This window comes from Neolewinella persica DSM 23188, from assembly GCF_000373105.1.
Lineage (GTDB): Bacteria > Bacteroidota > Bacteroidia > Chitinophagales > Saprospiraceae > Neolewinella > Neolewinella persica.
This window is the reverse complement of record NZ_KB890449.1, coordinates 1-15,232: the sequence shown is the minus strand read 5'-3', so window position 1 is coordinate 15,232 and position 15,232 is coordinate 1. Positions and strand designations below refer to the sequence as shown.

The window sequence follows — 15,232 nt, the reverse complement described above, 5'->3', positions numbered from 1 at the left end:
GTTAGCCGTTGGCGGCACCGCCAGCCTTCTGTTGTGGCTGAATGGCTTTTTCGTAGGCAAGGATAGCAGCCATTGTATGTTTCAATTTGCCATACTTGAGGCGGTAATGGATAAATTTCCCTCTACGTTCAGTCTCAACCAACCCAGCCTGTCGCAAAATGCGCAAGTGTTGGGAAGTGATTGATTGTTCCAATCGTAGTGAACTGTAGATCTTATTGACATTGATCATTTCGTTCTGGTCAATAAATTCAAGAATCCGCATCCGTAAGGGATGAGCCAGGGCACGTAAAATCTCAGTGGATCGGGTCAACTCCTTTTCCTGAATTGGTGGGGTTGTAAAAAGCTCCATCTCGTTTGCTTGCGAGTATTGTGCTGGGGCAGGCGAAGTAGTGTAGTGTTTAGGTTTAAGAGTATGGGATATTCGAAGCCTTGCCAGCAAGTAAAATTAGGGATGATAATGCACAAGGATGCCTTTACACCTTTGTTCAGGACAAAGATCGTATAAATAATTGAGCAATACAAGGATTTTTCAAGAGAACGGTCGTTTTCGTTGAGAAAACGGCGCAAAAAGGTCAACGATCGGTCAGTCGGAAAGACTTGTCACCAGCTCGGCTATTTGGGAAAGACGCTCCTTTTCCAAGCTATAGAAAATGTACTTCCCTTCCCGGAAGGGCTCCACGATACCAGCTTTACGCAAGATAGCCAGGTGTTGGGAGGCTACTGATTGTTCGATTCTTAGCTTAATGTAGATTTCAGTTACGGTCATACGCTGCTCTTCTTCCAGCAAACCGATAATACTACGTCTTAGATCATGATTGATAGCTCGTAAGACCAATACCGCATTACGTAGATTATCGTAGCTGATATTAATTTCTTCTTCTCCCTGCTGCAGAACAATGCGCTCTTTTTTGGTCTTGGCCATGCCCTCAAGTTTATATATTAGGATTTTGCATTCATAAATGAACTGAAACGTAGGCAAAAATAAATAATATATCTCATATATCCATCTGCGCCTGCGCTAAAAGACCTGCCCAGGCATAAAAAAGCCTTTAACTTAAAAGTTAAAGGCTACATAACAAACACTATGAACAACACAAAATTCTTTACTGACGACCAACAGGTCAGAATCAGCTATGTGTAAAGATAGCGTTTTTGCTGATTATACCCAAATTTTAGCCAATAATGAACCGCCTATTCTCAGCTTAAAAGACAGTTCATTGTTAGGGTTTGTTTTCTCGGAAGTTATCTCGACCTTTGGAGCCAGACCACGGAGAATGAAACCACAGGAATTTCAACAATATTTGGAGCAGCCAGGGCTGCTTTATCAACTGCCGCTTACTAGCTTACAGCAGTTGGCAATGGAATATCCTTATTCTCCAAATCTTCGTCTGCTGCTGTTGCTAAAGACTCATCTGGAGGGGCATCCCGACGAGGCTGACTACCTCAGTCGCTGCTCCGCAGCCTCGTTTGACCGGTCGTTTATTTATGACTTACTGCAGGACATTGAGCTACAACCAGCTGGCGGAAACCAGGAAGACACCGAAATACTGGAACTAAGGACGCTTGATGAAATAGCGTTGGAAGAGGCTGCTATGCTTGCGGAGGATGCCTCCACCAGCTCTCCCGAAACGGAGCCAAGTTATCAAAGCGTATTTCCCCCACTGGAAGACTTCGTTGAGGAGCCCGACTTACCACTGGAGCCTAAGGTTGTACCCGTACCGCCTTCGCCCGTCGATACTTACCATAGCTGGGCAGATAATGCTGCGGCCTACCTTAGTGCATTACCGGAACAGCCTGCCGATCCGACGGTAAGTCAAAGCCCCGAACCCGTCACCAACTTCCGCAATGCCGCCCTTACCAAAAAAGCACCGTCGTTGCGGGAACGTCTCCTTACCATTCGTCGTTTCCAGGCAGATAAAATAGCCGACGAGCAAGAGGAAGTTAAAAAAATTGCCCGCCGTAGCCTTGTCGCTCAAGAGGCAGTAGCCAGCGAAACACTTGCCAAGCTACTCGTCCGCCAGGGCCAGTACCAGAATGCAATAAAAATGTACCAGCACCTGGCCTTGCTTTATCCGAAAAAAAAGACGACCTTTGCAGGCCTTATCAAAGATTTGAAGGAAAAATTATAACCCCATGGTCAATCTTCTTACCATCCTGACCGGCCTAGTTTGCCTCCTCCTCATGTTGGTTGTTCTCGTTCAAAACCCCAAAGGTGGTGGAATCGACTCTACCTTCGGTGGCTCACAAGCCAATCAGATGCTCGGCGCTTCCCGCTCTACCGACGTAATCGAAAAAATTACTTGGGGCCTTGCCGCCGCACTCTTCGCTCTCTGCGTCCTTACTGCTCTGGCGGTATCTGGTCAGGGATCTGCCGGTGACCTCCTCCTCAACAATTAAATAACCGTTCACTTCTTTCAATTACGGCAAAAGGCCGAAGCACCTTAGGGAGCTTCGGCCTTTTGCCGTTTGCATTCGCTGAGTACCACCCACCTACAATCGGGTATTGATAACGTTGTTGTACAATGACCCGAAAGTGTAGCTAAGGCCAAAACTCAGGTCCGCCTCGAAGTTCGTTGCCAATTGGGATTGCCCCAGGAGAATATCCTCCACTGAAGCTTCTCCCCGTGGCAGGCTGATTTGATCATTGATGATCTCGTAGCTACCGCCCACGTTGAAAGAAAGTCCTTTGATCAGCCTTACGTTGGCCCGGCCACTCAACGATACCCGATTCTTAGAGAAATCATTGAGGAAATTACCCGCAGAAACACCGGCGAAGATTTGACCCCAACGCTGTCGTAAACGTAAATCAGCATCAAGGACCTGGCGCATAAGGCTCTCCTCCGTTTTCAGGAAAATGGTTTCCTCTGAATAGTTGTTGTGCGTCCAGCCCAGGCGGTAGGCCACCGTAAATTCCTTAAAGGGTACTTCATTATAGTTGAAAAAACTATACTCGATCGCCGGAGCGATCCACAGCCCGTAGTCGATATTCCGAAAAGTAGTGGAACTCATACTATTGAAAAAACCGACCGACCAGTGATCACTAATACTTTTAACAATGGAAGCATTCATCCACATATCTTGCCGGAAGGAGGTCAGTATTGAGCCATCAGACTGGGTAATCGTTTGTTTCCGGTAAAAGTAATTAGGGGCGAATCGAATTCGTAATTCCGGGGTCGTCCGGTCGGCCTCAAAACCCAGCCGGAAGTCGGTCCGACCACGAAGGCTTTCTTTATTCGTATTGAAACGGGCATTCACTTCGAAAATCCAGTTGTTCCAGTTATCCTCCTGAGCGGCTTCTTCTTCAGCGATGGCTTCCTCACTGGGGGCTTCCACCAAAACCTCGGCCAGTGCCGCGTATGGAGTACCGGCCAGAAATCCGGCTAAACCAAGTTTTATCCGTTTGGTGAGTGCTTCGTCTACTTCCCGACCAGTCATTACGGCGGTTACCGGTAGTTTGAAGCTAAGTTGATTGCCTTCCAACTCGTGTTGCCCCTTAAAACTCAGGTTAAATACCTTCCCCCCATTACTCAGATAACTGGTTACGATAAAAAGATTAATCTGAGCGTTCGCCGGGTCAATGGCGTGGTTTACGTAGTTAATCTCCTGCTTCAGGATCGTCTTGTTGCACTCGCAGTCGATAAATAGATTAAGACGCGCCTGGGCAGATAACCCTGTAGTCGTAAAAAGACAAATTAGCAGGAAGAATTGGGAAAAGAACGGTCGTCTCATGGTTTACTTGGCTTTGAGTTGCAAAGTTAGTGTGATTATTACGCTAAGGTCAACCCCACGAACACCCCATTCTGCCCTACAAATGTTTTTTTAGGCACCACTATGCCTTTTTTGGCGAGGCCGCAGGTGCAGAAGAAGGTTAATTAAGCAAGGTAATTCCTCACAATGCGCTTCGCTGAAAACTGGCGCCCAAATACTGAACATTAAATCCTAAATCCTGATTACTTAACCCTACCCCCTGGCTTCTGCCAATGCTTCTTTATAAACCCGCAAAGCCCGTTCCCTACCCCACTTATGTTCTACGAGTGGTTCAGCAGGGTAATCCGGCGTACCGAATTCCGACACCCACTCTTTAACGTACTTGTATTCCGGGTCGAATTTCTTCTGCTGACTCTCATAGTTGAATATTCGGAAATACGGCTGGGCGTCCGTACCGCACCCGGCCGCCCACTGCCAGCCACCGTTGTTGCTGGCCAGGTCGTAGTCGAGCAGTTTTTCGGCAAAATAGCCCTCGCCCCAGCGCCAGTCGATCAGCAGGTGCTTGGTCAGATAGCTGGCCACGATCATACGAACACGGTTATGCATCCAGCCAGATTCGTTGAGTTGACGCATACCAGCATCGACGATCGGGACCCCCGTTTTGCCTTCGCACCATGCTTTGAACTGTTTTTCGTCGTTTTCCCAGGGGATAGCTTCGTATTCTGGACGAAAGGGACCATCTACTACCCGCGGAAAGGCCTGGAGAATATTGGAGTAAAAATCCCGCCATACCAACTCTTTCAGGTAAGTCTCGTTCAGCCCCAAAGCTTTACGTGCCTTGTCCCGGATGGAAATCGTTCCATGCCGGAAATGAACGCTCAGTTCGCTGGTCCCTTTGATGCCGGGGATATCTCGCGTCTCATTGTAGCTGCGGATGATCTTACGTGGCACCTCCTTCGACGGGATATCCGGTTGTATTTCTTTGAAGCCCATCTCCGCCAGTGTCGGAATCGACTCCTTCACTTTGCCCTGCAATAAGTTTTTCAGGTATTTTTCCGAAGGGTATGGTTTCAGGTAATAGCTGATCTCTCCACCTTCAAAGGGCACCATCCTGCTTTCCATGATGGTCCTCCATTTTCGCCAGTAGGGGGTGTAAACGGTGTAAGGACCACCGTCGTTCTTCTGCACCTCATGGCTCTCGAAAATGATCTGGTCCTTATAATCGTGGAATTCGATGCCATCTTCGGCCAGTAATTCCTTTACCGCCAGGTCCCTGACTTTGGCGTAGGGCTCATAGTCGCGGTTGGTGTACACTGCAGCAAGGTCGTACTCTTTTTTGATGTCTTGCCAGACGTTGAGTGGTTTACCGTAGAAAACCCGAAGATCGCCTCCATGCTCCCGGTAAGCTTCGGCCAGCGCCGTTACGCTGTCGTGGATGAAGACGACCCGGGCGTCTTCCGAAGGAAGCTTACTCAAAATTTCGTAGTCAAAGATGAAGATGGGCAGGACCGGCCCGCCGGCTTTGAGGGCACGGTAGAGACCGGCGTTGTCGGAGATTCGGAGGTCACGGCGGTGCCAGAAGATGGTCAAGAGTAAAGGGGGTAAGGGATTAAGGAAAAAGGGCTACGGCAGTGTAATCGCCGAATGTGGCGAAAGGTTTAAGGATTTGATGATTTCCCTCGTCCGAGTCCTGATCGAGCTTTATTATTAGTACGCGAAGAACTAAACCACAAGTTAGGAGCCCCTTCGTCATCAATAACTTTTGCCCCTCAGAAAAAGAGTCAATTTCAGTCCCACAATCGATTTCGTCTTCGTCGCTAATCTCCTGATCCGAATATTGGTACTTGATTATTTCAACAAACCCCACTTACCTTTCGTAGAATCAATTTTGAAGTCATGCCATTGACCGGTGTAGCTGATAAATTATCCAACACACATGTAATTACCGTTAAATCCAGTGAAGGAGCAACACGAGTATTGAGAGCGTTCTGAAATAGATTCACCCCCATAGTGTATCCCACGTCCTCGGCAAGAAGGCCACTATCCCATCCACCAAGCAAGCAGCGTCCACACTAAGAAAATGGTAGCTTTTCTCATATTATCTATACTTAAGATTTAGTGTAATTGAAGTCCCCAAGGTTTCAACTCTCCTGCATTGATAGCTCTGGACGAACGGAGTGAACATAGCTGTGCGGCAGCGCTACCTACTACCGATCGCGAAGCGCATCTACCAAGAAAATGAGCGTAGCGAATTTCCGTCTAATTAGTCGCGCCAATTCCAGATTACCAGCAGCCAGTCCTTGCCAGATTGCTCTCCTACAAAACGATCCAGCTCTTTGAACCCAATGCGTTCATGTACGTGGATGGACCGCGTATTTCGCGCATCGATGGCCGTAACCAGGTAAGGATAATGCAGGCTGTAACAGGAGCGCATGTATTTGTACATCCGGTCGGCCACGCGGTGGCCGCGGGCTTCTTCGGCGACACATATCTGCCCCATAACGAGGTAGCCTGCGTCTCCTAGTCGTTCGCCGCGATGGATAGCCTCATCCTGGCGGTGAAATAGTTCGGTTAGGGCGGGGACATCGTTGGCGAACTCCCGTTTCATGGTCAGGGCGTAGCCAACCACCCGGTTGCCGTCTTTGGCGATGACGGTGGCTGCGGCGGAATTCATGGCTTCCAGAACCTTGTAATCATGCACTGCGGTGACGAAGCCCTGATCTTTGGCAGTGGCTTCGTCTACCGCAGCCAGGTGGTTCTTTTTTTGCAGTTCGATGATCTGCTTTAGCTCGGTCTTTTTTCGGGCCAGGGTGATACGGATGGGATTTTCCATGCAGGCTTAGTTTCGCTTTAAGTTGATGACGGTTCCGGGAGTAGTCCCCCCCCCGGACTCCGCTCGATGCTTCGCATCTTGCAACGTCCGGGGTTAAAACGGTTTGATCCCTCCGGGATCATGGGTGGGTAGGCATACTCTGCTCCTTTAACTTTACTTGCACCTGCGACCGCGCCCAAAGAAGAGGGCCCTCCTATCATAGTAAGAGGGCCGTTTCAAATCCTTTATATATTGTTGGCTTACTTCTTCGCAATTGCACGCTTAGCAGCAGCTACTACGTCCTTTATGCCAAGGCCATACTTATCGAGTAACTCGTTAGCCGTACCAGACTCTCCGAAGGTATCGTCGGTAGCTACGTACTCCTGAAAGGTCGGGTGGTTTTTGCTCAGACATTCAGCGATGGCGCTACCCAGACCACCATACTTGTTGTGCTCTTCGCAGGAGACCACCGCGCCGGTCTTTTTAGCGCTGGCAATAACTGCAGCTTCATCCAGTGGCTTAATCGTATGGATATTGATGAGGTCCACGCTGATGCCCTCTGCCTCCAGTTGGCGGGCGGCCTCTACTGCGTGCCAAACAAGGTGCCCAGTAGCAAAGATCGACACATCACTGCCTTCGTTCAGGTGGAGTGCCTTACCGATCACGAACTCCTGATCTTCGGGAATGAAGATGGGCCATCCGGGCCGGCCGAAACGCAGGTAAACCGGACCGTGGTGTTCGGCGATGGCCTGCACCGCAGCTTTTGTCTGGTTGTAATCACAGGGGTTGATCACCGTCATTCCGGGCAACATCCGCATCATGCCGATGTCTTCCAGAATCTGGTGGGTAGCGCCGTCTTCGCCGAGGGTGAGACCGGCGTGGCTGGCACAAATTTTCACGTTCTTATCGCTGTAGGCAATGCTCTGGCGAATCTGGTCGTAGACCCGTCCGGTGCTGAAGTTGGCGAAAGTAGTCGTCATCGGAATCTTGCCCGCTGTGGCCAAACCAGCGGCGACACCCATCATGTTGGCTTCTGAAATGCCACACTGGATGAAGCGATCGGGATAAGTATTGATGAAATCTTCCGACTTCATGGAGCCACGAAGGTCAGCCGTTAGCATGATCACGTTGTCGTGCTTGTCGCCGGCGGCTTTGAGGCCAGCACCGAAACCATCACGGGTGGCTTTTTTGCCGGTGGATTGTAGTTTATTTAAGGATAGCATTGCTATGAATATTCTTGGTTGATGAATAGCAACTGGGCGGGGCCGCAGGTGCAAGGGAGGGGGCGAGGGCAATCTGGTGCCCGTCACTTGGCGGTTAACGGGCACCGGAGTGCCCTCGCCAATTAAGCGGGGAAGTCTCCCAAAGTTTCTTCCAGCTGAGCCAGCGCAACTTTTGTCTGCTCTTCGCTCGGTGCCTTACCATGCCAGTGGTGGGTACCCTCCATGAAATCGACACCTTTACCCATTGCGGTTTTCATGACGATACAGGTGGGCTTTCCGTTCCGTTTGGCTTGCGCTTCCTTCAGGACTTTCACGGTTTCGGCCATATTGTTGCCGTCCATGTGCATGACATCCCAGCCGAATGCTTTGTATTTGTCTTCGAAGCTACCCAGGCGGAGTACTTCCTCAGTGGGGCCATCAATCTGCTGGCCGTTATCGTCGATGATCAGTACCAGATTTTCGAGTTTATTGTGGGGGGCAAACAGGGCTGCTTCCCAAATCTGGCCTTCCTGCTGCTCTCCGTCGCCGGTCAAAACGAAGACCGTACGGTCATCACCGTTCATCCGTTTGGCCATGGCCATACCGCAAGCTACGGAGGGTCCTTGCCCCAACGAACCGGAAGAGATACGGATTCCGGGTAATCCTTCGTGAGTAGTAGGATGTCCTTGGACCCGAGAATTTATTTGTCGGAAGGTTGCTAATTCCGCTACCGGAAAATAGCCTGCGTGCGCCAATACACTGTAAAAAACCGGTGAGATATGGCCATTGGACAACAAGAAAACATCTTCGCCTTCGGCCTTCATGTTGAAGGAAGGATCGTGCTTCATTACTTCGAAGTAAAGGGCTACGAGCAAGTCTGCATTCCCTAAAGAGCCACCGGGGTGGCCACTTTGGCACAGGTAAACCTGGCGGATGATATCACGACGCACCTGCGAAGCAATACTTTCTAGTTTTTTTATGTCTGCCATGAAGGATGGATTTTTTTAGTTGCTCCCGGAATTCCCGGGAGGGATAAGTTTAATTGCAAAGCTAAGTCTTTCCAACTTAATCGTTACTAACTTTTAAAGGCACAATCGGTTGAGGTGTTCGGAAAATAATGGTTTTTCTACGACTCACCGTTGCGGGAAGCATTTATCATGACCTCAAAGAGCGCTAAAAGAACAAAACCCACCTCTCCTGAAAGGAGAGGCGGGTATGTTCATTGAGCATTCAACCTCCGGGAATTCCCGGGGCGGGGTTATTCTATGATTACCATACGCTTGGTTGCTATCCATTCACCCGCACTAACGGTGTAGGTGTATACGCCGGAAGCTCCACCAAGCTGACGCTTGGTCACGGTGACATTGTTGTATCCGATGCTACCTTCCTGCTTGAACTCGCGTACAAGTCGACCGGCGGCATCCGTAATGGCAATCGTAACTTCTCCATAAGCCTCTGGCAGTTCGTAACCGATGACGGTTTCGTTACGTACCGGGTTCGGCACGTTCTGCAGCAAACGGAAACCAGCCACCTCAACGACTTCTTCGTTAAAGACGAAGGTCAGGTTACGCAGCCCAGCGCCGTTGCGCTGGTAAGCTTCTGCTTCGGTGAATCGGTTTCCTGCATCGATGGCCTCGCTCAGCAAGCCGTTGGCTTCTGCACGAACTACGAGGGAGAAGAGTACTTCATCACCAGTCCAGTTGGCGGGCGTTTCAGCCCCGGTCCAACTCCAGCTGGTCGTAATCAATCCCTGGTTTACGAAGCGCCATCCGAAGTTGGCGGCAGTGACCAGGCCTGGTTCGATGCCTTCGATCTCGACGGCTGTTTGGTCAAACTCCAGCGTAAACTGGTAACCGTCAACTTGCGTCAATTCAGCGGCAGTAACCGGAACCGTGTAGGTCTCCCCTTCGATCATGTTAACTTCATCAAGCTCCAGTTCGAGGTCACCGCGGAAATCACGTGGCACACCAGGAGCAAACGAATTAGGTCGGGCAGAACCATTGAGGTCACCGATCTTGACACCGACAAAGTCAGCATCTACTACATTGCTCTGAAGATTATTGTAGTTAGCTACTTCAGGGAAGGCTTCTACCCATGGGTTATCCTGCTGCGGGAACTCGTAGTCAACTGGCACGAATGCCCAGCTGCCAACATTGTTCGGGAATTCATCCGAAAGACCAAGAATCAGTCTACGGATAGTCAGAATATCACCTACATCGATACTTTGATCACCATTAGCATCCGCCGCAATGCGAAGGTATGGGGTTGCCAGCGGATTGACGCCAAGGATATGACGTGTAGCCGCTACGATATCCGAAGTTCGGACTCCGTTCAGGTAATCAGTGTAGTGCGTCGGAGTAACGGTGTAGTCAACGCCGAATTCTAGGGTATTGAACGAAATTCGTCCGTCGTCCATGGTCGTCATGCTACGCTGCTCATCACCTCCTTCGAGGTTCACGATAACGTTTTCAACGGGTTCCATACTTTCCGTCAGGATCACACCGGCAATGTTACCGGTACTTGCATCCTCACAGTGGCCCATATTATCCTGTACTTCCACTACTACTTCACAGTAATCAGGCGTACTTCCGTTATCATCGAAGGCGTAAACCCGGACACTCAGGTTACCGATATCATCACAGGTAATGTCTGCGATGCCATCAGTGGCAGGAGGATCAAAGGTTGGAACAAACCCGGCAGCGCCTGCAACAGAAGAGCGGAACATGCTGTATTTGTTGATCGTGTTTCCGAAGCAGTCTTCTACCGGAGATGCGATGAAGTCAGCAGCCCAGATCGCGGCAATACCGCCACCGTCACCGTCGTCCATAAGCACAACCGTAATGGTCTGGATACAGATTGGGGTAGGCGTGCGATCAGCAGTTACACAGAACTCAATGATCTGAACGTCTGTGTTACCACAGCCGTCGTTTGCACGAACGCGTAGTGCGTGTTCGCCCACCGGTACATTGGTGGCAGTTACAGTGTACTCTCCTAAAGAATCAACTTCAACACTAATACCGATGCCGAGAGCGGCCGCGTTATCAGCGTTAAAGCCATTGGCTTCAATGTAGTTAGCGTCTAGTTCCAGATCAACGGTCGGCGTAGAACATTCATCGATTGCAGTAAAGATCAACTCTACTGTAGCACGACATCCTTCTCCGCTTCCGGCAACACACTCCTCCATTTCCGTGAAGGTAATTTCTGGTGCAACCTCGTCGTAGATCTTAATGAACTGCGTGTAGCGGAAGAAGCCACGGCTATCGCTTGAGGCGTATCCGTTGAACTCCTGGTCACGTTGTGGTGCACCAGGGCTCAGTACCCGGTCGCTAAACAGGGTCATGAATGCCTGGTCATCATCGGTGCCATCGGTATCGTTGGCAATCACATTTACGTAGAGTACATCATTGTCGACGTCCCTTGGCAGGCGTTGGCGGTTATTGACACCGGAACCATCACGCGTTACGATAAATGGATCACCAAGCGTGTTGTACTCACACCAGTTAACTACATCGTAGACAACGCGAAGCTTGAAGCACTCATCACCTGCATCTAACGTACGTAGCGTATCTACGTTTGTTGTTGTGGTAATCAGGTCACAAGAAAGTGCATCAGCGTCAACTCCGGCGTATTCAGGAATCTCGGCACAATCACCAGACTCATCCGTCGGGAAGGCCAGGCGGTAATCGTGTACTCCGATAACAGTGATGCTCTGAGTACAAGTCGGCGCGGTAAACGTACCATCTGTTACAACAAAGACACGGATAAAGCTACCGACACCACAGCTGTTAACATCTCCGGAGATACTCTGGGTGATGGTCACATTACAGTTGTCAGCACCACCTGCAGTCCCGAAGAGATTATCAAGTGTTTCATCGGAGGCATCCATAATATCAGCAGGTAGTGACTCATTGTATTCGGAACAAGTGATTGAAACAGGTCCCGGAGCGATACAAACCGGAGCGATCTTGTCTTCCACCAGGATATCCAACCAGCAGAAGTTCTCGTTACCGAGTGCATCTACAGCTCTGAGTCCCACTCTTACAGTTCCTGCATCAGCACAGGTTACAATAATTTCGTCGCGGTAATCTTCACCGTCGAGTGGCAGGTCGTTGTTACCGACCCGAGCGATCGAGAGGGTTACCTCAGAGCAATTATCGTAAGAACCTGCATCGATCATCTCAGGGGTAATGGCTGCAAAGCCGTTTCCATCCGTTCCTGTGATACTGATATTGAGTCCATCTTCACAGATAGCTACAGGAGCCGTCCGATCCACGATACGAATATCAACGTCAGTTATACCAGTGTTACCGCAATCATCAACATAAGTGTAGCGGATGATATGGTCACCGACAGGTATAGCAGTTGTCAGGTCCGGAGATCCACCAAGGGTTACCGTGAAGGCTCCAACCGGAGCACTGTTCAGGTCGCCATTCAGGAAGATTTCAGCAGAGAGGCTGATGGCTGCAGAGCAGTTATCGGTCAGCGTAATAGTAGCATCGTCTAAGCGGAGGTAAGCAGCACATTCGTCACTTGAATTCGTGCCGAAGGTAAGTGGCTGATCAGTGATCAGGTTGCCATCCTGGTCGGTCTGGAATGGAGCGGTGAAGATTGGCGCATCAAAGTCACCGACTTTAATGACCTGCGTATAGAAGATCGGATCACCTGATGGGTCACACCAATCGTAGATGCGGAAAGTTCTGACGAACTTGAAGGTATTCGGGCAAGTAACAATGCGTTCGGAGTCTTCGAATCCGGCAGCGATGTTACAGTAAGCTGAACCGCCAGGAATTGGGTAAGTACCAAATGCCGTGGTGATCGTCGGTATTCCTCCTAGTGCAGGTACGGGGTTTCCGTTAGGCAACGCATCGTAAGCTATACCGCAGCTGATTTCCACTACCTCCTCAGTCGGGATGGTTATGTCATCCAGAGTTGGAGGACGAACGGTAATCTGCTGAACACAGGTAGCGGTATTCCCACTCGCGTCAGTTACGGTGAACGTCCGGAGGATGGTTCTTACGGAGCACTGCTCATCAGCAACGGGTAACAGGAGGTCATAGAACTCAAGTACCAGCTCATCTTCCGGAGTACAGTTGTCAGCGATTGCCGGCGTACCGGTGAAAGCAAGGCTGCTCTGCTGATTCAGGATCATATCAATATCAGTACAGATAAAGTCTACACCATCAAAGCCATCGACATTATCGGGGCATTCGATTGTTGGGCGCTTTTTATCCTCGACGGTAATCTGTCCCCAGCAAGTATTCTGACACTGTGGATCAACCAGGCTAACAAGAAGTGTCTCATTAATCTGATCATTATTTACCGTAGCCGTTGGCATTCCGTTAGCGTCACGAAGGGTGTCGCCACTAAGTGTCAGCAGAATTACTTCGAGTGAGTTAGCACAAACCAGGTTGCCACGAAGGACAAGGTCAGGAGTAATTTCAGCTTCACAATCTTCTCCGAGAGAGATGTTTTGGAAGCCAGTACATGATAGGTTCTGAATGTCAAAGATGTCAATGGTAATGGTTGCTACCATTGCCGGACAATCATTAACAGCTGCAATCGTGTAATCGATGGAGTAGTCACGACTCCGGTCAATATTACCGGGGATTACGACATTTTCAGGATCGAAATCAGCTGTTCCGAGTGCATTTCCGTTGATGTCCAGAATCGTTACCCGAGCGCCGTCGTCGTCGATGAACAGAAGTTCTCCTTCGCTAAAGGTGCCGCCAATATTAGGCATTCCGGCAAGTGACTCGAAGAGATTCACTACAACCGTTGCTTCATCACAGCCGAGACAAACGGTCACGGTGTTGTTGACACCCGGATCCTGATAACACTCTACGGTAACGATAGCAATATCGCTGTCGTCTTCGTCATCATCGATGATACCATCACCGTCGGTGTCACCACCGCCGTTTTCATCATCATCGTCAATTTCACCGTCGTTACCTTGCTCATCGTCGGAGGTAGAGTCGATATCATCGACTTCGTTACCATCTTCATCAGTAGCAGAAACAATTTCAGCTTCATTCACAAGTACCTGTCCGGATTCGACACCATCTGGGTTCTCCATTACACCCATAGCATAATCGGGGAACATTTCAGGAGCGACGGTCAGCGTAATTTGTACTGTGGTCCGTTCACCTGGCTCAAGACCTCCTTCGAATAGTGCACCATTTAGGATACTCAATGTATCCACAGGGTTTCCATCCAAGTTCAGGTCCCAACCAGGGTTGAGTGCAGGATCGAAGATGAAGCCATCAGGTACGTAGTCAACGACTACAATGTTATCAGCTGTGATTGCTCCTTGATTGATCAATTCGATATCAAAGGTAATTTCATCACCAGCACTTACAATATTTGGCTCACCATCGGCAAGTCGCTTAACCAGCGCCAGGTCGAAGCCTCCCACCAGGATAGTCGCAGGGTCAGAGTTATCGGAATCACCACCAGTAAGCTGGTTACCGTCGATCTCATTGTCCTCAAAGAAGTTATCATTACCAGGAATAGTATCCATTGGCGAGTCAACTTCAATAACTTCGTTACCATTACCATCCGTAGCGTCGCTTACTTCTGCAATGTTGGTCAGTGGCATTACTGCTTCCATAGCCGGGTTGATAACCAAGAAGATTGGAACATCAACGAATTCCCCGGGCTCGAGTACCATCTGTCCGTTAAAGTCTGTCAGTACCGTATCGATGTATGTTGTATCGTTGATGTCGGCGTAAACCATCCACCCCGGATTTAGGGTTGGATCGAATAAGAACCCATCAACAGCAGATGGCGCATAATCACTCACCCGGATATTATCCGCAGCGATCTCGCCTTGGTTAATCACGCGGATATTGAAGGAGACTGTATCTCCAGCATCTACGTTCGGGGATTGTCCAGGACCAAGTGTCTTAATCAAGGCCAAATCAAAGGTGTTAGACACGATGTCTTCAAAGTCAGACTCGTCTTCGTCACCGCCTTCTAATCCGTTTCCATCAATGTCGTCGTCATCGTTATCATCAATGTCATCAGGTGAATCCGGATCAACATTTTCAGAGTCTACATCATCCTGTGGGTTGCCGTTTTCATCTGTCGCATCACCAAGTTCAGCGATGTTACGGAAAGTAAGACCACCTGCTACTGGAGCAGACAGGACAAGTTGAATCTGGACAGTCGCCGTGCCACCATTCGGGGCAATTGCCATAGCCAGGTCACCACCGGCTACTGTGAAGGTATCCGTTGCGGTATTCGTAGCAGCGTTAAACTGCCAGTTACCGAAACTCATGTCAAGCGTCATTCCTTCAGGAATAAAGTCAACTACCGGAATGTTATCCGCAGCAATATCGCCCTGATTCGTAATTACCAGATCGTAGGTAACCGTATCACCCGGATTCACCATGGCGCTCTGACCTTCGGCCAACTGCTTTTGCAGGGCAAGGTCGAAGGTCTGGATGAATACATCTTCGAAGTCAGATTCATCTTCGTCACCGCCGTTCTGGCCGTCTCCGTCGATGTCGTC

At 49.7% G+C, this 15,232-nt stretch carries 10 protein-coding genes; 2 read left to right on the top strand and 8 right to left on the bottom strand.

Features of this window, described 5'->3' with window-relative positions; all coding sequences use genetic code 11:
- Position 1: 1 nt before the first annotated feature.
- Positions 2–349 (bottom strand): ArsR/SmtB family transcription factor, encoded by a 348-nt coding sequence (locus tag B036_RS0120440; RefSeq protein ID WP_020570598.1) that lies wholly within the window; start codon positions 347–349, stop codon positions 2–4.
- Between the two features lie 234 nt (positions 350–583).
- A complete protein-coding gene (locus B036_RS0120435; protein WP_052333983.1) occupies positions 584–922 on the bottom strand; it encodes an ArsR/SmtB family transcription factor in 339 nt (112 codons plus the stop codon).
- 352 nt (positions 923–1,274) lie between these two features.
- On the opposite strand from B036_RS0120435, the gene B036_RS0120430 reads away from it, so the two are divergent.
- Both B036_RS0120430 and secG read left to right on the top strand, forming a co-directional pair.
- Entirely contained in the window at positions 1,275–2,129 is an 855-nt protein-coding gene (locus B036_RS0120430; RefSeq protein WP_026232171.1) for a hypothetical protein, read from the top strand.
- Between the two features lie 4 nt (positions 2,130–2,133).
- Entirely contained in the window at positions 2,134–2,397 is a 264-nt protein-coding gene (secG, locus tag B036_RS0120425) for a preprotein translocase subunit SecG (RefSeq protein WP_020570595.1), read from the top strand.
- 93 nt (positions 2,398–2,490) lie between these two features.
- On the opposite strand, the gene B036_RS32405 is transcribed toward secG, so the two are convergent.
- The 6 genes from B036_RS32405 to B036_RS30300 form a co-directional block, all read right to left on the bottom strand.
- Positions 2,491–3,729, bottom strand: a complete 1,239-nt coding sequence (locus tag B036_RS32405) for a hypothetical protein (RefSeq protein WP_020570594.1) — start codon at positions 3,727–3,729, stop codon at positions 2,491–2,493.
- 231 nt (positions 3,730–3,960) lie between these two features.
- Positions 3,961–5,298 (bottom strand): cryptochrome/photolyase family protein, encoded by a 1,338-nt coding sequence (locus B036_RS0120415; protein ID WP_020570593.1) that lies wholly within the window; start codon positions 5,296–5,298, stop codon positions 3,961–3,963.
- Between the two features lie 673 nt (positions 5,299–5,971).
- Entirely contained in the window at positions 5,972–6,541 is a 570-nt protein-coding gene (locus B036_RS0120405) for a GNAT family N-acetyltransferase (RefSeq protein WP_020570591.1), read from the bottom strand.
- A gap of 239 nt (positions 6,542–6,780) precedes the next feature.
- Positions 6,781–7,743: a transketolase family protein gene (locus B036_RS0120400; RefSeq protein ID WP_020570590.1), complete on the bottom strand. Its 963-nt coding sequence runs from the start codon at positions 7,741–7,743 to the stop codon at positions 6,781–6,783.
- Positions 7,744–7,865: 122 nt separating this feature from the next.
- Positions 7,866–8,711, bottom strand: a complete 846-nt coding sequence (locus B036_RS0120395) for a transketolase (RefSeq protein ID WP_020570589.1) — start codon at positions 8,709–8,711, stop codon at positions 7,866–7,868.
- A 269-nt stretch (positions 8,712–8,980) separates the two neighbouring features.
- On the bottom strand, positions 8,981–15,232 hold a 6,252-nt coding region (locus B036_RS30300; RefSeq protein WP_044103338.1), incomplete at its 5' end, for a T9SS type A sorting domain-containing protein.